Origin of the sequence: Streptomyces sp. NBC_01304, from assembly GCF_035975855.1 — a bacterium.
Classification (GTDB): Bacteria; Actinomycetota; Actinomycetes; order Streptomycetales; family Streptomycetaceae; genus Streptomyces.
In genome coordinates this window covers 1,708,069-1,727,248 of the sequence record NZ_CP109055.1, presented here as the reverse complement: position 1 = coordinate 1,727,248, position 19,180 = coordinate 1,708,069, and the positions used below count along the sequence as shown (strand labels likewise).

15 protein-coding genes are annotated in these 19,180 nt (G+C 71.5%); 11 read left to right on the top strand and 4 right to left on the bottom strand.

The genetic code is table 11. The features are described from left to right. The first annotated feature begins 65 nt into the window (after positions 1-65). The gene (locus OG430_RS07615; protein ID WP_327351654.1) at positions 66-1,469 is read left to right on the top strand and encodes a S41 family peptidase; all 1,404 of its coding nucleotides are present in this window, start codon (positions 66-68) and stop codon (positions 1,467-1,469) included. A gap of 27 nt (positions 1,470-1,496) precedes the next feature. Here the strand turns inward: OG430_RS07615 and OG430_RS07610 are convergent, their stop codons facing one another. After that, positions 1,497-2,306, bottom strand: coding sequence for a DeoR/GlpR family DNA-binding transcription regulator (locus OG430_RS07610; protein ID WP_442816443.1), 810 nt, complete (start codon positions 2,304-2,306; stop codon positions 1,497-1,499). Positions 2,307-2,557: 251 nt separating this feature from the next. Between OG430_RS07610 and OG430_RS07605 the strand changes: the two genes are divergently transcribed. The 10 genes from OG430_RS07605 to OG430_RS07560 all read left to right on the top strand — a co-directional run bounded on the left by OG430_RS07605 (position 2,558) and on the right by OG430_RS07560 (position 14,596). Then, positions 2,558-3,910: an MFS transporter gene (locus tag OG430_RS07605; RefSeq protein WP_327351652.1), complete on the top strand. Its 1,353-nt coding sequence runs from the start codon at positions 2,558-2,560 to the stop codon at positions 3,908-3,910. 6 nt (positions 3,911-3,916) lie between these two features. Beyond that, complete coding sequence (locus OG430_RS07600; protein WP_327351651.1) at positions 3,917-5,458, top strand: FGGY-family carbohydrate kinase; 1,542 nt, start codon at positions 3,917-3,919, stop codon at positions 5,456-5,458. After that, entirely contained in the window at positions 5,451-6,944 is a 1,494-nt protein-coding gene (locus tag OG430_RS07595; RefSeq protein WP_327351650.1) for an FGGY-family carbohydrate kinase, read from the top strand. The genes OG430_RS07600 and OG430_RS07595 overlap by 8 nt, the downstream gene beginning before the upstream one ends. Continuing rightward, on the top strand, positions 6,941-7,570 hold the full coding sequence (locus OG430_RS07590) for a histidine phosphatase family protein (protein WP_327351649.1): 630 nt from the start codon (positions 6,941-6,943) through the stop codon (positions 7,568-7,570). The genes OG430_RS07595 and OG430_RS07590 overlap by 4 nt, the downstream gene beginning before the upstream one ends. A gap of 57 nt (positions 7,571-7,627) precedes the next feature. Next, positions 7,628-8,677 carry a 2-hydroxyacid dehydrogenase gene (locus tag OG430_RS07585; protein WP_327351648.1) on the top strand — a complete coding sequence of 350 codons (1,050 nt, stop codon included), beginning with the start codon at positions 7,628-7,630 and terminating at the stop codon, positions 8,675-8,677. A 69-nt stretch (positions 8,678-8,746) separates the two neighbouring features. After that, positions 8,747-10,126, top strand: coding sequence for a ribulose-bisphosphate carboxylase (locus OG430_RS07580; RefSeq protein ID WP_327351647.1), 1,380 nt, complete (start codon positions 8,747-8,749; stop codon positions 10,124-10,126). 113 nt (positions 10,127-10,239) lie between these two features. Further along, positions 10,240-11,349 (top strand): transaldolase, encoded by a 1,110-nt coding sequence (gene tal / locus OG430_RS07575; RefSeq protein ID WP_327351646.1) that lies wholly within the window; start codon positions 10,240-10,242, stop codon positions 11,347-11,349. A 352-nt stretch (positions 11,350-11,701) separates the two neighbouring features. Further along, complete coding sequence (locus OG430_RS07570; protein WP_327351645.1) at positions 11,702-12,565, top strand: phosphatidylinositol-specific phospholipase C/glycerophosphodiester phosphodiesterase family protein; 864 nt, start codon at positions 11,702-11,704, stop codon at positions 12,563-12,565. Between the two features lie 134 nt (positions 12,566-12,699). Next, complete coding sequence (locus OG430_RS07565; protein WP_327351644.1) at positions 12,700-12,894, top strand: hypothetical protein; 195 nt, start codon at positions 12,700-12,702, stop codon at positions 12,892-12,894. Positions 12,895-13,021: 127 nt separating this feature from the next. Then, a complete protein-coding gene (locus OG430_RS07560; protein WP_327351643.1) occupies positions 13,022-14,596 on the top strand; it encodes a hypothetical protein in 1,575 nt (524 codons plus the stop codon). A 28-nt stretch (positions 14,597-14,624) separates the two neighbouring features. On the opposite strand, the gene OG430_RS07555 is transcribed toward OG430_RS07560, so the two are convergent. From OG430_RS07555 to OG430_RS07545, 3 genes are all read right to left on the bottom strand, one after another. Beyond that, a complete protein-coding gene (locus OG430_RS07555; RefSeq protein ID WP_327351642.1) occupies positions 14,625-15,833 on the bottom strand; it encodes a phosphodiester glycosidase family protein in 1,209 nt (402 codons plus the stop codon). A gap of 128 nt (positions 15,834-15,961) precedes the next feature. Next, on the bottom strand, positions 15,962-16,324 hold the full coding sequence (locus tag OG430_RS07550) for a DUF779 domain-containing protein (RefSeq protein WP_327351641.1): 363 nt from the start codon (positions 16,322-16,324) through the stop codon (positions 15,962-15,964). Positions 16,325-16,389: 65 nt separating this feature from the next. Then, positions 16,390-19,164 (bottom strand): fumarate reductase/succinate dehydrogenase flavoprotein subunit, encoded by a 2,775-nt coding sequence (locus OG430_RS07545; protein ID WP_327351640.1) that lies wholly within the window; start codon positions 19,162-19,164, stop codon positions 16,390-16,392. Between the last annotated feature and the right edge of the window lie 16 nt (positions 19,165-19,180).

The following is a 19,180-nucleotide window of genomic DNA, read 5'->3' as shown; positions in this document are numbered from 1 at the left end:
CCCCGCCCGGGTGGCGCCGCGAATCATGGTCGTAGGCACGCACACCACTGAACGGGGACAGCGCGATGACCACGACACGCACCTTCCGCCGCACGGCAGGCACGGCTCTGCTGCTCACCCTCGCGGTCACCGCCGCCGTCCCCGCGGCGGCCATGGCGGGCCCCGGCACGGATGGCCGGGGCGGCGCGAAGGGGTCGCCCGTCGGCCCCGCCACCCCCGTCGGCGTATGGCGACTCGACGGCTACGGCACCGTGCTCAAGGTGGAGGCGGGCCGGGTGAAGGAGTACCAGGTCACCGGGATCAGCTGCCTGCCGGGCGAGAGCGCCCGGCGCCTGCCCGGCGGCGGGTTCCGCTACGCCACCGAGGACGGCGAAGTGCTCCAAGTGCGGCCCGGGTCGGTGCACTTCGACGGCTCGGTCGGCGACCGTGCGGCCCACCGGATCGCCGCCCTGCCCGAGCTGTGCCGCAAGGCTCCCGGCAAGGGCCCGGTCGCCGCCTTCGACGTGTTCTGGCAGTCGTTCGCCGAGAACTACCCCTTCTTCGCGGCCAAGGGCATCGACTGGAACGCCGTACGCGACCGCTACCGCCCGCGCGTCCACCCGGGCACGAGCGACGCCCAACTCTTCGCGGTCTTCCGGGAGATGCTCGCCCCGCTGCACGACGCCCACGTCTTCCTGCAGGCCGGTGACCGGGTCTTCGCGCAGGGCCGCCCCGGCACCACCATGCCCGGCCCCGAACTCGACGCCCGCGTCAAGGCGTACGTACAGGACGTGGACCTGGGCGGGAAGAAGCCGCAGGAGTTCGCGCAGGGCCGGATCTCGTACGCCGATCTGCCCGACGGGCGCGGCTACTTGAGGGTGTCCGGCTTCAGCGGATACACGAAGGGCGGAGGGTTCGCCGCCGAGAGCGCCGAACTCGACCGCGCCCTGGACGCCGTCCTCACCGCCGAGCGGACCGCCCGGCTGCGGGGGCTGATCGTCGACCTGCGGATCAACGGCGGCGGCTATGACGCGCTCGGCCTGCAGCTGGCGTCGAGGCTCACGGACCGCCCGTACTTCGCCTACGCCAAGCGCGTCCGCAACGACCCGGCCGACGCGACCCGGTTCACCCGGCCGCAGCCCCTCTCCGTCGAGCCCGCGCACGCTCCGCGCTACACCGGTCCCGTCGCCCTGCTGACCGGCGGATCCACCGTCAGCGCGGGGGAGACCTTCACACAGGCCCTCATGGAACGACCCGGCCGGACGGTCCGGATCGGGCAGCCGACCCAGGGCGTGTTCTCCGACGTCCTCGGCCGGACCCTGCCGAACGGCTGGCAGATCGGCCTGCCCAACGAGCAGTTCCTGACCCGGACCGGGCAGGCCTTCGACGGCCCGGGCATCCCGCCGCAGCGCCGTACGCCGGTCTTCACCGAGGAGGAGTTCACGCAGCGCCGCGACTCGGCCTTCACCGCGGCCCTGGACCTGCTGTAGGCAGGCCCGCGACCACCCGGCGCGTGATCAGCCGGTGCGCGGCACCACCATCACGTCCGTGCCCCGCTCCCGGATCTCCCGCACCTGGTCCTGCGCCAGCCCGTCGTCCACGATCAGCAGATCGAAGTCCGTGAGCGGCGCCAGTGCGTACAGCCCGTCCCGTACGAACTTCGAGTGGTCGGCAAGGAGTACGGTCCGCGTGGCCGAGGCCATCATCGCCCGCTTGACCTGCACCGTCTCCGGCGACGTGTGATAGCAGCGGCCGCGCGTGACCGCCGTGGTCGACATGAAGAACGCGTCCGCGCGAAAGGCCTCCACGCTGTCGGCGGTGTGCAGGCCCATGAACGCGTCGTACGCGGGGAAGTAGCTGCCGCCCAGCGCGATCAGGGAGATCCCGGGCTCCCTGGCGAGGGCGTTGACCGCCGGAAGTGAGTTGGTGAGCACCGTGAGCGGGGTGCGGCCGGTCAGCTCGCGCGTCAGGTGCAGGCAGGTCGTGCTGTCGTCGAGGATGATCGTCTGCCCGGGCCCGATCAGCGTGGCGGCCGCCCGGGCCAGCTGCTGCTTGGTCGCCGAGTTCGCGGACATCCGCTCGGCCACGGTGCCGTGGAACTGCGCCGAGGGCAGCCCGGTCGCCCCGCCGCGCACCTTGCGCAGCCACCCCTGGGTCTGCAGGAAGTCCAGATCGCGGTGGATCGTCATCAGGCTGACGTCGTACTCGGCGGCGAGGTCCGTGGCCCGCACGAAGCCCTTGGTGAGGACGGCTTCGCGGATCCGCCTGCGGCGGTCCTCGCGTATGTCCGCCCGGTCGTCGCTCGCCACGCTCTCTCCTCGCGTCATGTGAAAACCCCAAGTGATGATCTCACGGATTTAACGCGGGTGCCGGGGGTGCGAAGGGTATGAGTCCAGCTCAGGGCAGAGGGCCTTAAGCCCTTCTCACATGGGCCCGCGAAGCCGCCGCGGGAGAAGCCATCAGGCGTTTGACGTGGGCTTTAGCCGATTTGTTAACTCGATATCGCACGGACCGCCCAGGTCCGGCTGCGGACCGCAACCAATCGGCCCGTCCCTCTCATTGCTGTTGGGGAGCTTCAATGACGAACACCCCCGTGGCACCCGCATCGGGTACCACCGACCGATCGCCGTCCTTCTTCACACGGGCCGGCATTCCGCAGTCGATCTCCTGGGGCTACCTCGGCCTCCTGATCTTCATGACCGGGGTCGGCATCGAGGCCGGCTTCCTCTCGCCCTACCTGGAGGGCCTCGGCATCGCCGCCTCCAGCGTCGCGATGATCTTCACGGTGTACGGCGTCACCGGTGCGGTCGCCGCCTGGTTCTCCGGCGCGCTGTCCGACCTGTGGGGCCCGCGCAAGGTGATGTGGCTCGGCCTCGTCACCTTCGCCCTCACCCACGTCTTCTTCCTGACGGTGGCGATCCCCAGCAAGTCGTACGGGCTGCTGCTCCTCGCGTACGCACTGCGCGGACTCGCGTTCCCACTGTTCGCGTACTCCTTCCTCGTCTGGATCGCGGCGGTCGCCCCGCCCAAGCAGATGGGCAGCGCGATGGGCTGGTTCTGGTCGGCGTTCTCCGCCGGTCTGCCCACCCTCGGCTCGCTCTCCGCGAGCCTGCTCATCCCGTTCATCGGCGAGTACTCGACGCTGTGGGTGGCCCTCGCGGTGGTCGGCGTCGGCGGACTGCTTCCGCTGCTCCTGATCAAGGAGCCGACCGGCTCCAAGCGCCTCGCCCCCGAGGGCGAGAGCCCGATGACCGGCCTGGTCGGCAGCCTCACGATCCTCTACCGCAACCCGCGCGTCGGAGCCGGCGCCGCGGTCCGCATGTTCAACACCGCCTCCCAGTTCGGCATCATGGTGATGCTGCCGGTCTGGTTCGTGAACACGATCGGCCTCAGCAACGAGCAGTGGCTGCGCCTGGTGGCCGTCATGTTCGGCACCAACATCTTCACCAACCTGATGTTCGGCGTCATCGGCGACAAGATCGGCTGGCGCACCACCGTCGCCTACTGCGGCGGCATCGGCTGCACCCTCTCCACGCTGGTTCTCTTCTACGTGCCGAACGCGGTCGGCTCCTCGTACGCCCTGTGCCTGCTGGCCGCCATCTTCTACGGCGCCACCCTCTCCGGGTACGTACCGCTCTCGGCCCTGATGACGGCCATCGCCCCGAGCCACAAGGGCCAGGCCATGGCCGCCCTGAACCTCGGCGCCGGTGCCTCCACCTTCCTCGGCCCGCTGATGGTCAGCCTCTTCCTCGGGCCGATCGGCGTCGCCGGCGTCATGTGGATCTTCGCCGGATTCCACGCACTGAGCGCGGTACTGATGCTGGCCCTCAAGACCACCACCCCCACCGCCGAGCCGGTGAACTCCCTGCCACAGCCCGCCACTTCCGCCGACCGCGACCTGGTCGACGCCCACACCTCGAAGGGACTGTGACCCCCCATGTCGGTACTCGCCATCGACGTCGGCACCACGATGATCAAGTCGGTCGTCTTCGACGACCAGGGCAATGAGCTCGCCGTCGCGCGTCTGGCCACCGAGGTCCACCGCCGGCACGCGGGCTGGGCCGAGCAGGACATGAGCGCCGTGTGGAACGCGGTCGTCTACACCGTCCGCAACGCGCTCTCCGAGATCGACGACCCGGTCTGGCTGGTGACCTTCACCGCCCAGGGCGACGGCGCCTGGCTCGTCGACAAGCAGGGCAAGCCCACCGGCCCGGCCATCCTGTGGTCCGACGGCCGCGCCGGCGACATCCTCACCCGCTGGGAGAAGGAGGGCATCCTCGAGGACGCCTTCCGCCGCAACGGCTCGCTCACCTGCTCCGGCATGCCGAACGCCATCTTCAGCTGGCTCGGCTCCAACGACCCGCAGCGCCTGGCCCGTTCGGCGGCCTCGCTGACCGCCGCGGGCTGGCTCTTCCTCAACCTGACCGGTGTCACGGCGATGGACGAGTCGGATGCCTCGGCGCCGTTCCTGAACCACGCGACCGGCGACTACGACGACGAGATCGTCGACATGTTCGGCCTCTCCGGATACCGGCGGCTGCTGCCGCGGGTGCTCGGCGAGCAGGAGCGCATCGCCGAGATCACCAAGGAGGCCGCGGGCCAACTGGGGCTGCCCGAGGGGCTTCCGGTCGTGATGGCCCCGTACGACATCGCCTCCACGGCCCGCGGCGTCGGCGTCGTCAACCCCGGCCAGGCCTGCTCGATCCTCGGCACCACGCTGTGCACGGAGATCGTCCGGCACGACATCGACACCACCGGCGAGCCCTCCGGCATCAACATCGCCTACCGGGGCCGCGAGCGCGTGCTGCGCGCCTTCCCCACCCTGAACGGCGCCGACGTCCTCAACTGGGCCGCCAAGCTGCTGCACCTGGAGGGCCCGCCGGAACTCTCGAAGATCGCCTTCGAGGGCTCGGTGCCCGGCGCCCGGGGCCTGACCTTCCTGCCGTACCTCTCGCCGGCCGGGGAGCGCGCTCCGTTCCTCGACCCGCGGGCCCGCGGCACCTTCTGGGGCCTGTCCCTGGAGCACACCCAGGCCGACATCGCCCGCTCCGTTTTCGACGGCCTCTCCCTCGTCCTGCGCGACTCCCTGGTGGCCTCGCGCACGACGGTCACCGAGCTCCGGCTGTGCGGCGGCGGCGCCAACAGCGAGGAGTGGTGCCAGCTCATCGCCGACACCACCGGCGTGCCCACGGCCCGCTCCGGCGACACCGAGCTCGGCGCCAAGGGCGCGTTCCTGACCGCCCTGGTGCTCTCCGGCGCCGAGTCGTCCATGCACAGCGCCGCCGCCAAGTACGTACGGATGACGTCCACTTGGGAGCCGGACCCGGAGCGCTCCCAGTACTACGCGGGCCTGTACGAGTCCTTCCTCGAGTGGCGCACCCTGGCCCGCGAGGCGGGCTGGAGCGCGGCCAACGCCTCCGCCGCCCCTTACGTCCCCGGGCCCCGCAAGGCCCCCGCACAAGGAGCTCCCCGTGCCTGACCGCCTCCCCGCTGACGCCGTCTGGCTCGGCCTCGACCTCGGCACGCAGTCCGCGCGCTGCGTCGCCGTCGACTCGACGGGGCAGGTCCTGGCCGCCGCCTCGCGGCCGCTGACCAGCCACCGCGACGGCAAGCGCCACGAACAGGACCCCGAGCAGTGGTGGAGCGCGCTGGCCGAGGCCTGCCGCGAAGCCCTCGTCGGCATCGACCCGGCACGCGTCAAGGGCCTTGCCCTCGACGGCACTTCGGGCACGATCCTTCTCGCGGACGCCGACGGCACCCCGCTCACCCGGGGCCTGATGTACGACGACGGGCGCGCCGCCGACCAGGCGGTGCGCGCCAACCAGGCGGGCGAGGCCGTCTGGCAGGACCTGGGCTACCGCTCGATGCAGCCCTCTTGGGCCCTGCCCAAGCTTTTGTGGCTGCTCGACAACGAACCTGCAGCAGCCGGTACTGGGGTCCGGCTGCTGCACCAGACCGACCTGGTCACCTGGCGCCTCGCCGGCCATCAGGTCGCCTCCGACGCCAGCCACGCCCTCAAGACCGGCTACCACCTGATCGAGGAGCGCTGGCCCGAGAAGGAGATGGCCGAACTCGGCGTCCCTGCCGCCCTGTTGCCCGATGTCGTACGTCCCGGAAGCGTCATCGGCACCGTGTGCGCCGAGGCCGCCGAGGCGACCGGTATCCCGGCCGGCACGGCGATCGTCGCCGGCATGACCGACGGCTGCGCCGCCCAGATCGGCGCGGGCGCCCTCACCCCTGGCGCCTGGAACTCGGTGCTCGGCACCACCCTGGTGTTCAAGGGCATGAGCCCGCACCTCGTACGCGACCCCGGCGGCGTCGTCTACTGCCACCGCGGGCCCGGCGAGAGCTGGCTGCCCGGCGGCGCCTCCAGCAGCGGCGCGGGCGTGATCTCCCGCGAGTTCGCGGGCGCCGACCTCGACGAACTCACCGTCCTGGCAAGCGAGTCGGACTCCGACGCGGTCGCCTACCCCCTGGTGTCGACGGGCGGGGAGCGCTTCCCCTTCCGTGCCCCGGATGCCGAACCCTTCGTCCTCGGCACCCCGGCCGACGAGGCCGAGCGCTTCCACGCCTACCTCCTCGGTGTCGCCTGCGTGGAGCGCCTCTGCTTCGACTACCTCGACCTCCTCGGCGCCCCGGTCGACGGCCCGCTCACCCTCACCGGCGGCGGCGCCAGGAACCGCTACTGGTCCCGGCTGCGCGCCGACGTCATGGGCCGCCCGGTCCGGCTGCCCGAGCAGGCCGAGGGCGCCATCGGCATGGCGGTCCTCGCCGCCACCTCCAGCGGCGCCTCCGTGCAGGACGCGGCCGCCGCCATGGTCCGCATCGGTGAGGAGATCCAGCCCGATCCGGCCCGCACCGCGCGCTGGACCCCCGTCTACCTCGCCTTCCTCGACGAACTCGTCCGCCGCGGCTGGCTCGACAACGCCGTTGCCGCACACGCCAAGCAGAGGGCAGCACGATGACCGACTTCATCCTGGTACGCCACGGCGAGACCGTCTGGCACGCCGAGAACCGCTACGCGGGCCGCGCGGACGTCGCGCTCACCGAGCGGGGCCTGCGCCAGGCCGACGACCTCGGCGCCTGGGCCAAGGGCCAGCAGATCCACGCGGTCTACACCTCGCCGCTCACCCGAGCCCGGCTCACCGCCGCCCCCGCCGCCCGCGCCCTGCACCTGGAGCCGCGCATCGACGAGCGGCTCTACGAGCTCGACTTCGGCGACGGCGAGGGCCTGACCATCGCCGAGATGGCCGAGCGCTTCCCCGAGCGGCAGGCCGCCTTCCTGCGCCGGCCGGTCACCGACCACCTGCCAGGCGGCAACGACCCCAGGGTCGCCGCCGCGCAGGCCAAGGCCTGCCTCGAAGAGATCGCCGCAGAGTTCCCCGGCGGCCGGATCCTGATCGTCGCGCACAACGCCCTGTTCCGGGTGATGCTCTGCGACCTGCTCGGCATCGACCTCGACGACTACCGCCGGGTGTTCCCGTTCCTGGACAACGGCACCCTCACCGAGGTCCGCCTCAGCGGCGGCCAGGCCTCCCTGCTGCGCTTCAACGCGCCGACCCCTCCGGTGCCCGCGCCGGCCCCGCACTGACGCGCAGCCACCGACCACCACGTACCGACTCCTCCCACCCCCTCAGGAGAACCCCTCATGAGCACCAAGGTCCTCGCAGCCGGCGACCACTTCGTCCTCCCGCACCTGCTGACCGAAGAGGTCGTCAAGGCCACCGACGGCAAGGTTGACGTCGCCGAGATCAAGCTGCCCTGGCCGCACACCCCCTTCGGCCCCGTCGCCGAGGTCATCGAGGCCTCCGGCACCGAGGACGAGATGATCGAGGCCCTGCAGGGCGTCGAGGTCTGCGTCACCCAGCTCGCCCCGCTCACCGAGCGCATCCTGGCCAACTGCCCCGACCTGAAGCTGATGTGCATCAGCCGCGGCGGCCCGGTCAACGCCAACCTGGAAGCGGCCACCAAGCACGGCGTCGCCGTCTGCTACGCCCCGGGCCGCAACGCCACCGCCACCGCCGAGCACACCCTCACCCTGCTCCTGGCCGCTGCCCGCGGGGTCGGTGACACGCACGCCGACCTGCGCCAGGGCGTGTGGCGCGGCGACTACTACGACTACAACAACTGCGGCATCGAGATCGAGGGCGCCATCGTCGGCCTCATCGGCTACGGCGCCATCGGCTCCCGCGTGGCCAAGGTCCTCAAGGCCATGGGTGCCGAGGTCCTGGTCTTCGACCCGTACGTCAAGCCCGAACTGGTCGAGGGCATCGCCGAGTTGGTCTCCCTGGACGACCTGCTCACCCGCTCCCGCATCGTCTCGCTGCACGCCCGCGTCACCGAGGAGACCAAGGGCATGATCGGCGCCGAGCAGCTCGCGAAGATGCCGCGCGGCTCCGTCATCGTCAACTGCGCCCGCGGCGCCCTCCTGGACTACGACGCCGTGTGCGACGCGCTCGACTCCGGGCAGCTGTCCGGCGCGGGCTTCGACGTCTTCCCGAGCGAGCCGGTCCCCGCCGACTCCCGCCTCCTCAAGACCCCCGGCGTCGTCATGACCCCGCACATCGCGGGCGGCAGCCAGGAGGTCGCCCACAAGGCCGCGCGCATCGTCGCCGGCGAGGTCGGCCGCTACCTCTTGGGCGAGCCGCTCGCCCACTGCGCCAACCCCGAGGTCTTCCAGACCGCCGCCCAGGCCTGACACCCGTACTCGTAACGCCAGTTCGGCCCCGCACCGGCGCGAACTGAGAACGCAAGGAGAAGAAGAACCATGGACCAGTCGAGCCGTTACGCCAACCTTGCCCTGAACGAAGAGGACCTCATCAAGGGCGGCCGTCACGTGCTGTGCGCCTACACGATGAAGCCCAAGGCCGGCTTCGGCGACTTCCTCTCGACCGCGGCCCACTTCGCGGCCGAGTCCTCGACCGGCACCAACGTCGAGGTGTGCACCACCGACGACTTCACCAAGGGTGTCGACGCGCTCGTCTACGAGATCGACGAGGCCAAGGAGCTCATGAAGATCGCGTACCCGATCGAGCTCTTCGACCGCAACATCATCGACGGCCGCGCGATGATCGCCTCCTTCCTCACCCTGACCATCGGCAACAACCAGGGCATGGGCGACGTCGAGTACGCCAAGATGCACGACTTCTACGTGCCGCCGGCCTACCTGCGCCTGTTCGACGGCCCGATGATGAACATCCAGGACATGTGGCGCGTCCTGGACCGCCCGGTCGTCAACGGCGGCATGGTCGTCGGCACCATCATCAAGCCGAAGCTGGGCCTTCGCCCGCAGCCCTTCGCGGACGCCTGCCACCAGTTCTGGCTGGGCGGCGACTTCATCAAGAACGACGAGCCGCAGGGCAACCAGGTCTTCGCGCCGCTCAAGGACACGATGAAGGCAGTGGCCGACGCCATGCGCCGCGCCCAGGACGCCACCGGCGAGGCCAAGCTGTTCTCCGCCAACATCACCGCCGACGACCCGGCCGAGATGATCGCCCGCGGCGAGTTCATCCTGGAGACCTTCGCCGAGAACGCCGACCACGTCGCCTTCCTCGTCGACGGCTACGTCGCCGGACCGACCTCGGTCACGACCGCCCGCCGGAACTTCCCCAACCAGTTCCTGCACTTCCACCGGGCCGGCCACGGCGCCGTCACCAGCCCGCAGTCGCAGCGCGGTTACACGTCCTTCGTGCACTGCAAGATGACCCGTCTGCAGGGCGCCTCGGGCATGCACACCGGCACCATGGGCTACGGCAAGATGGAGGGTGACGCCGCCGACAAGGCCATCGCCTTCATGCTGGACCAGGACGCGGCCGACGGTCCCTTCTACCACCAGGAATGGCTGGGCATGAAGGCCACGACGCCGATCATCTCCGGCGGCATGAACGCCCTGCGCCTGCCCGGCTTCTTCGACAATCTGGGCCACTCCAATGTGATCCAGACCTCGGGCGGCGGCGCCTTCGGCCACAAGGACGGCGGCACCGCGGGCGCCAAGTCCCTGCGTCAGGCGCAGGACGCCTGGATGAAGGGCATCAAGCTCACCGAGTACGCGAAGGACCACCCGGAGCTCAAGGGCGCCTTCGAGTCCTTCCAGGCCGACGCGGACAAGTTCTACCCGAACTGGCGCGACGAGCTCGGCGTCAAGTAGCCGGACCCGGACCGGGCTTGGAGGCCCCCTACGTCCCCGGGGCCTCCAAGCCCGCCCCTCACCGCTCGCCCCCGACGCCCTCAACTCCCGCGCAACGTAAGGAACGCAACGCCGTGCACGACATACTCGACCGGCTCACCGGCGAGGGCGTCTCCCTCTGGCTCGACGACCTCTCCCGCACCCGCATCACCGGCGGCTCCCTCGCGGACGTCATCCGCGACAAGTACGTCACCGGGGTGACCACCAACCCGGCCATCTTCAGCAAGGCGATCGCCGGCGGCGCGGGCTACCAGGCGCAGCTGCGCGACCTCGCCGCGCGCGGCCTCACCGTGGACGAGGCCGTCCGCATGATCACCACCAAGGACGTGCGCGACGCCTGTGACGTGCTGCGTTGGGTGTACGACGCCACCGGCGGCCGCGACGGACGGGTGTCCGTCGAGGTCGACCCGCGCTTCGCGCACCACGCCGAGGCCACCGTCGCCGAGGCCCGGCAGCTGCACTGGCTGGTGGACCGCGAGAACGTGATGATCAAGATCCCGGCGACCGAGGCGGGCCTGCCCGCGATCACCGAGACCGTAGCCGACGGCATCAGCGTCAACGCCACCCTGATCTTCTCCCTGGAACGCCACCAGGCCGTCATGGACGCCTACTTGGCCGGCCTGGAGCGGGCCCGGGACGCGGGCCACGACCTGTCGAAGATCCACTCGGTGGCGTCGTTCTTCGTCTCCCGCGTCGACACCGAGATCGACCGCAGGCTCGACGACATCGGCACGCCCGAGGCGCGCGCACTGCGCGGCAGGGCCGCACTCGCCAACGCCCGGCTCGCCTACGAGGCGTACGAGAAGGTCTTCCGAGGCGAGCGCTGGGCCGCCCTGGAGGCCGAGGGCGCGCACCGCCAGCGCGTCCTGTGGGCCTCGACCGGGGTGAAGGACCCGGCCTACCCCGACACGCTCTACGTGGACCAACTGGTCGCCCCCGACACGGTCAACACCATGCCGGAGGCCACCCTCGACGCCACCGCCGACCACGCACAGGTCACCGGCGACACCATCCGCCCGTACTTCCGGCAGGCCGGCGAGGACCTGGAGGCCCTGGCCGTGCTCGGCGTCTCCTACGACGAGGTGGTCGCCCTCCTGGAGAAGCAGGCCGTCACCGGATTCGAGGAGGCCTGGCGAACCCTGCTCGACGCCCTGGCCGACCAGTTGCAGCGCAGCGGGGTGTAGCCGCTTCACGGACTGCCGGCCGGTGACGGGAGGACTCGGGGGAGTGGGCCGTCACCGGCAAGCACGGGGCCCAGGGGAGTGGGCCCGGGGAGGCATGCGCCGGACGGGCTGATCCATCAGCCCGTCCGGCGTTTGAGGACGTTGGTGACCGTCGTGGACGACATCCCGCACCCGTCGTGGAAGCCGGCGGCAGCCTTTCGGGAAGGGGCGGGGTGGGGAACAAGAAGAGCCGCACCTCGAATGAACCGTCGGCGACGAGAACGCCAACTCCACGCAGGGCACTGCCATTTGAGCGGACCGGGCACGCATACTCACGCATGCAGCCCCACCCGCCGCCGCCCCGGGAGACACCATGGCCCCAGTGAGTCGCCGCAGAGCCGTCACCACGATCACCGCAGCCCTCGCCGGCACCCTGGCCGCACCCGCGTACGCGTACGCCCAAGACGCCGACGGCCGCCACAAGAAACCCCTGCGCCGTGCGCACGCGCACAACGACTACCTGCACCCGCGCCCGCTCCTTGACGCCCTGGACCACCGCTTCACCAGCGTCGAAGCCGACATCTTCCTGGTCGACGGCCAACTCCTCGTCGCCCACGAGCCGGGCGGGCTCGACCCGAAACGCACCCTGGAAGCGCTCTACCTCGACCCGCTGAAGGCCCGCATCAAGGCCAACCACGGCTCGGTGCACCGGGGTCACCGCAAGCCGGTGCAGCTGCTCATCGACATCAAGACCGAGGGCGCGGCGACGTACCTCGAACTCCATCGCCATCTGCGGCGCTACCGGGGGATGTTCACGACGTACGCGCACGGCCGCGTCCACCGCGGACCGGTCACCGCCGTGATCTCGGGCGACCGCGCGGCCCGCGCCCCGATGGAGGCGCAGCAGGTGCGGCACGCCTTCTACGACGGGCGCCTCACCGACCTCGGCGGCCCGGCCACGGCCGCGCTGATCCCGCTGATCAGCGACAACTGGGCCAACAACTTCACCTGGCAGGGCGTGGGCCCGATGCCCAGCGCCGAGCGGGACAAGCTGCACACCCTCGTGAGCACCGCGCACGCCCGGGGCCAGCGGGTCCGGTTCTGGGCCACGCCCGACCTGCCCGGCCAGGAGCGCGGCGCGGTGTGGGCCGAGCTGATCGCGGCCGACGCCGACCACCTCAACACCGATGACCTGGCGGCGCTCGAGGGCTTCCTGGACGCGTACGACCGACGCTGACCGCCTCTCATCGGGCGACGGTTACACGCAGTCAACCCTCGTTCGGAGGACATGCCACTCCCCTGAACGGGCCCTCCGCTACGCCACACTGGCGGCCGAAAGCCGCGGTGCCGACGTGGCGGAGGAGGTTGACCATGGCCATTTCGATTTCAGTCGTCGTGCTGCTGCTGATCCTTGCGGTGGTCTTCCTGCGCAACGGCGCCCTGAAGATCTCGCACGCGTTGGTGTGCGTCCTGCTCGGCTTCTATCTGGCGAGCTCCAAGGCGGCGCCCACCATCCAGAGCGGACTCACCGCCACGGCCAACATCGTCAGCGGGCTGCAGCCGTAACGCGGCCCCGGGCCGCGACACGGTGCCGGGGCCCGGGGCCGAAGGGGGCGCGGCGATCGTGTCGCTTTCATGAACAACCCTCAGCTTTTCTTGGGCAGTTGGGGATCACGGCCCTAGCTTCGTGCCCATGTCCCGCAGACCGCTCTCCCGCGCACTCGCCCTGACCCTCGCCGTGACCGCCGCGTCCGTGGCGTTTCCGGCGCAGGCCGAGGAGATCCCCAAGGCGCCCGGCCACCGGCTCGTCGAGAACTACTCCGGCGCCCCCGCCGCCGCGCGGCCCGTCCCCGGCGAGGCACCCCCGCAGCACCCCTTCCTCGCCGCCAACGGCCGCAGCGGCATGCACGCGGACGCCGCCGGCAGCGGGACGTACCCCTGGAGCGGACCGCTGGGCGACAGGCCCGCCGTGGACAGCGAGAAGATGGCCGCGCTCGGCGGCGAGTGCGCGACCGTCACCTTCGACTCGGCCGGCCGCATCGTCACCGTCTGCGGCACCTTCGAGGGCTTCCTGGTGAAGCTCCTCGACCCGAGGTCCCTGGACACGCTCGCCGAGTACAAGCTGCCGCAGCGGCCCTCGACGGTCGAGGCGATCACCCGTCTCGACTTCTCGCGGATCTTCAAGGACACCTCGGGCGGTGCGTACTCCTACCTCGACAACGAGGACCGCCTGGTCCTCGCCGACTCCCGCCAGCACATCGTCCGCCTCGCCCACGAGCAGGCCGCGGACGGCAGTTGGAAGTTCGTCGTCGACAAGGACTGGGACCTGACCTCCCACGTCCCGCACGACTGCGTGTCCTGGACCAACCTGAACCCGGACGGCGAGTGCGATCCGGTCACCTCCGTGATGCCCGACTGGCAGGGCCGCATCTGGTGGGTGACCCGGCAGGGCCGCGTCGGCACCGTCGACCCGGCGAGCGGCGACATTCGCTCGATCCGGCTGGCCGGCGAGGAGATCCAGAACTCGTTCTCCGTCGCCCAGGACGGCGTGTCCATCGTCACCGACCACGCCCTCTACAGCTTCCGCGCCGACGCCGACGGCACCCCGCGCGCCCAGTGGCGCCAGACGTACGACCGCGGCACGGGCACCAAGCCGGGCTCCGTGAACCAGGGTTCGGGAACCACCCCCGACCTCTTCGGCGCCCACGGCCAGAAGTACGTGGCCATCACCGACAACGCCGACGACCGCATGAACATCCTCGTCTACCGGCGCGACGCCGGAGTCCCCGACGGCCGGCGCCTGGTCTGCAAGGTCCCGGTCTTCGGCTCCGGCGCCTCCACGACGGACAACTCCCTCATCAGCTGGCGCAACAGCCTCGTCGTCGAGAACAACTACGGCTACGAGAACGTCACTTCACTTACCTTCGGCCGCAGCGTCGTCGGCGGGGTGAGCAGGGTCGACGTCCGCGAGGACGGCAGCGGCTGCGACACGGTCTGGGAGAGCGCGGTCCGCTCGCCGTCGACCGTGCCGAAGCTGTCCACGGCGAACGGCCTGCTGTACTTCTACGAAAAGGAACCGAACGCGCTGGGCATCGATGCCTGGTACCTGACCGCGGTCGACTTCCGCACGGGGGAGCGGCGTTGGCGCAAGCTCGTGGGCACGGGCATCGCGTACGACAACAACTGGGCGCCGGTGACGCTCGGGCCCGACGGGACGGCGTACGTCGGCGTCTTCAACGGGCTCGTGGCGGTACGCGACGCGGAGTGAGCCGCCCCGCCCGCGGTGAAAGGAGCCGTCAGGGGCGGGCGAAGACGGCCACCCCGTTCGGCACCGGCCGCTCCACACCCCCGCTGGGGTGGTTGCGCACCGTCACCGCGGGCGCCCCGGGATCCCGCGACACCAGCGTCGAGGACCCGCCGCCGTCCAGGCTGAACGCGTCGTCGGCACCCAAGTCCCGCATCACATCGGCGACTTCGGCGATGGTCAGCCCGGTCCGGAACTCCACCGCGCCGTCCAGGGCGAGCAGATGGATCCGCCACCCGCCGTCGGAGGCGCCCACCGCGCTGCGTACCGCCGAGGTGACGGTGTCCAGGCCGGCCAGCGGCACTCCGTCGCGCAGCACCGGGTACCCGCCGAGGGCCATCCGGTACGGAATCCGGGGCGAGGCGGCCACCAGGCGGTGGCGGACCGAGACCCGCTCGCCCTCGCTCAGCTTGCGCAGCTCCTGCGCCCCGGCCTCCCGCCCGACCAGCACGGTCTCACCGGGCCCGATCGGCCCGGCCCCCGGCGTCTCGGCGGCCGCCACGACGCGCCCGTCGAGCACCGTCACCTCGTACGTGTCGGTCGAGCAGGGCGCCGCCCGGTCGGTGTCCGTGCCGCAGGTGGCCCGCAGTCGCGACACCGATCCCCAGTCGGAGGTGAACGCCCCGACCGAACCCACGGGCAGCGCGTACTGGTTGAGCCCGCCGAGGGGCAGCCTGCCCTGCTCGGTGCGTACCGAGCCGTCCAGGGCGAGCGAGTCGAGCCGTGCCCGGCGGTCGATGCCCACCCCGAACACGTCCCGGGTGGTGGTGCCGGGCGGCAGTGCCGGGCCGAAGCGCTGGCCGTCCGGCACGGCGGCCTTGAGCCGGTGGCCGCCCGCGACGGCGGGGCCGACGGGCGCCCCGGTCGCCTCGACGCCCGGGTGCTGGGTCTCGGTGATGTTGAAGAAGTCGCCGTTCACGGCGGCGAGGGCGCCCTGCGCGTCAGCCATGCCCGACACGGTCTGGCGTTTGCCCACGGCGCCCGGGTACAGCAGATCGAGCCGCAGTCGCGGGTCGCGCAGGTCGACGCTGACCACGTGCGCGCGGGTGGTGCCGTGCGACGCGGCGATGTCGAAGGACCGGTACTCGACGCCGGGCGCGAGCCGCACGACCGGATCCGCCGCCGATGCCGGTGCGGCCCCGGCGAGCCCGCCACCGACCAGGGCCCCGCAGGCGGAGAGCACCGCCAACGCCGACCGCACCCCTCTGAACCGTCTGGACGTTCGCGTACGAAATGTCACAGGCCCCCCTGGCGCATCTCCCCGACCGGAACCCTCCAACTGTCCCAGTCGGAAAGGGAGTTCACCAGATGCGCGCGACGCCCGGACGGCTACGTTCCGACGATCCGGGAACGTATGAGAAAACGCACCCCCTCCGGCGCCTCCAGCGAGAACCCGCCCCCGCGCCCCGCCACCACATCGACGATGAGCCGGGTGTGGCTCCACACCTCGTACTGGTTCTTCGCCATCCAGAACCCGACCGGCTCATCGACCCCGTCGACGGACAGCTCGGCGAGGAGGAGGTCGGAGGAACCGGTGCGGAAGTCGCCCTCCGGATAGCACATGGGCGAGCTGCCGTCGCAGCAGCCGCCCGACTGGTGGAACATCAGCGGGCCGTGCCGCTCCCGCAGGCGTCGCACCAAGTCGGCGGCATCCGGGGTCAGTTCGACGCGCGGTGGATGGTTGGTCGTCACGGCTGACACCTGCTAGTCGTCATGGCTGAGACCTGTCGGCTGTCGCGTAGTTCTGCTGGTGCGGGTCAGTCGACTCCCTGCGACGTTGCGACGAGGTTGCAGTCCGTGCGGGAGGCGTAGGCGCGGACGTCCGCGTCGGCGTCGGTGGTGGCCGTGGCCAGCGCGGCCCGGGCCGCCGGGTCGGCGCGGTGGGCGAGGAGGGACAGGACTGCGGCCTTACGCACGTCCGGGTTGGAGTCGTCCAGCGCCTTGGCGAGGGCGGGCACGGCAGCGGCGGCCGCCCGCAGCGCGGTGGCCGCACCGGCGCGGACCTGCCAGGCGGGGTCGTCGAGGGCGGCGGTGGCCCGTGCGGCGTATGCGGGCGGGCAGCCGGTGGTGGCCAGGGCGGCGAGGGCGGCGCCGGTGACGAGCGGGTCGGGGTCGTCGAGGAGCGGGCGAAGGGGCGCCGGATCCGGGTCGCGTACGGCGGCCAGCCCCCGGGCCACCGCGACCCGTACCTCGCGGGCCGGGTCGGCGCCGGCCGCCGCCAGACCGGTGACGGCGTCCACCGAGACCAGGGCCCGCACGGCATGGATACGGACGTCGATGTCGGCGTCGCCCAGCGCGCGGGAGTACAGCGGGGCATCGCCCAGGCGCAGCGCTCGCAGCACTTCGAGTGCGGCGGCCCGCACGACCGGGTCCGGCACGCGCAGCGCCTCGCGCAGGCCCGCCCCCAACTCCGGCTCGGCAGGCAGTACTTCGACCAGCTCGCGCAGGGCTGCCGCGGCCGCCGCCCGGACCGGGGGTGCGGTGTCCTGCAGCCGGTCGGCGAGCGCGCGGCCCGCACCGGAGGGCACGGTCTCGCCGAGGACGGCGACGGCGGCCGCACGAACCGCCGGGTCGGCGTCGGTGAGGTAAGGGAGCAGCGCGTCCAGGTCGGGGGAGTCCTCGGCGAGGGCGAGCAGCCTCAGGAGGGCGGGGCCGGGCCGCACCGGAACGGGCGAGGGGCGGGCCGCGACCGGCTCCACGGGCGGCACCGGGGCCGGCGCCGCAGCCGGTGCGGAGTCGCGCGGGCCCGCCGTGGCCACCGGCGTCAACGCGACCTCGCCCAGCCACCGCTCCGGCCCGGGCGCGGGGTCGAACTCCGGCACCGGAACCACATACGGCTCGACCGGCCGTGCGGTGAACTCCATTGCCCCGGAAGGGGACTTGCGCAGGTCCAGATGGTGCAGCCAGCCTGCGTCGTCCTGCTCCGGGTGGTCGAGACGCTCGTGGTAGAGACCCCAGCGCGACTCCGTGCGGGCCAGCGACGCGCGGGCGGCCATCTCCGCGCAGTCCCGGATGAAGCCGACCTCGGCGCAGCGCATCAGCTCGTGCGCGGTGCGCGCGCCCATGTCCGCGATCTCGTCCGACATCCGGTCGAACGCCTCCACCGCGAGCGACAGTTTGGCCCCGCTCTTGGGCGGTGCCACATAGTCGTTGACGTACCGGCGCAGCTTGTACTCCACCTGCGGTTGCGGGGGTCCGTCGGGGTGGCGCAGCGGCCGGTAGGCGAGCTCGTGCGCGGCGACGAGCTGCTCGCGGGGCAACTCCCCTTCATAGGCCCGGAATTGGGCGGCGTCCTCGCCGGCCAGATCGCCGAAGACGAACGCCCCGATCATGTAGTTGTGCGGCACGCAGGCGAGGTCGCCGGCGGCGTAGAGCCGGGGCACGGTCGTACGGGCCTGCGCGTCCACCCGCACCCCCGAGGCGGAGTGCCCGCCGCACAGGCCGATCTCCGAGATGTGCATCTCGATGTCGTGGGTGCGGTAGTCGTGCCCGCGCCCCTCGTGGAAGGTGCCCCGGGTGGGCCGCTCGGTGGTGTGCAGGATCGACTCGACCGCGCTGATGGTCTCCTCGGGCAGATGGCTGAGCTTGAGGTACACCGGGCCCCGGTCGGAGGCGAGTTCGGCCGCGAACTCGGACATCATCCGCCCCGACCAGTAGTCCGACTCCACGAACCGCTCGCCGAGCCGGTTCACCTGGTAGCCGCCGAACGGGTTCGCGACGTAGGCGCAGGCAGGGCCGTTGTAGTCCTTGATCAGCGGGTTGATCTGGAAGCACTCGATGCCGGTGAGCGCGGCGCCCGCGTGATAGGCCATCGCATAGCCGTCGCCCGCGTTCGTCGGGTTCTCGTACGTCCCGTACAGATAGCCGGAGGCGGGCAGGCCGAGGCGCCCGCAGGCCCCGGTGGCCAAGACGACCGCGCCCGCGCGCACGACGGTGAACTCCCCGGTGCGGGTGTGGAATCCGGCCGCGCCGATCACCCGGCCGTCGCCGGGGTGGGTGAGCAGCCGGACCGGCATGACGCGGTTCTCGATGCGGATGCGCTCGCGCATCTCGCGGCGCCGCAGCTGCCGGTAGAGCACCTTCTTGATGTCCTTGCCCTCCGGCATGGGCAGCACATAGGAACCGGACCGGTGCACCTGGCGGACCGCGTACTCGCCGTGCTCGTCCTTCTCGAACTTCACCCCGTACGACTCCAGGCGCTTGACCATGGCGAAGCCGCGGGTCGCGGTCTGGCGGACGGTGGACTGGTCGACGATGCCGTCGTTGGCGCGCGTGATCTCGGCGACGTAGTCGTCGGGTTCGGCCCGTCCCGGGATGATCGCGTTGTTCACGCCGTCCATGCCCATCGCGAGTGCGCCGGAGTGCCGCACGTGGGCCTTCTCCAGAAGCAGTACGCGGGCGCCGCGTCCGGCGGCCGTCAGCGCGGCCATGGTGCCCGCGGTGCCGCCGCCGATGACGAGGACGTCGCAGGACAGTTCCGTCGCGTCGGCGAGGGCGGGAATGGCCAGGGGGGTGTCCGCCACGGTGTTCACGGGCGTGCCTTTCGGG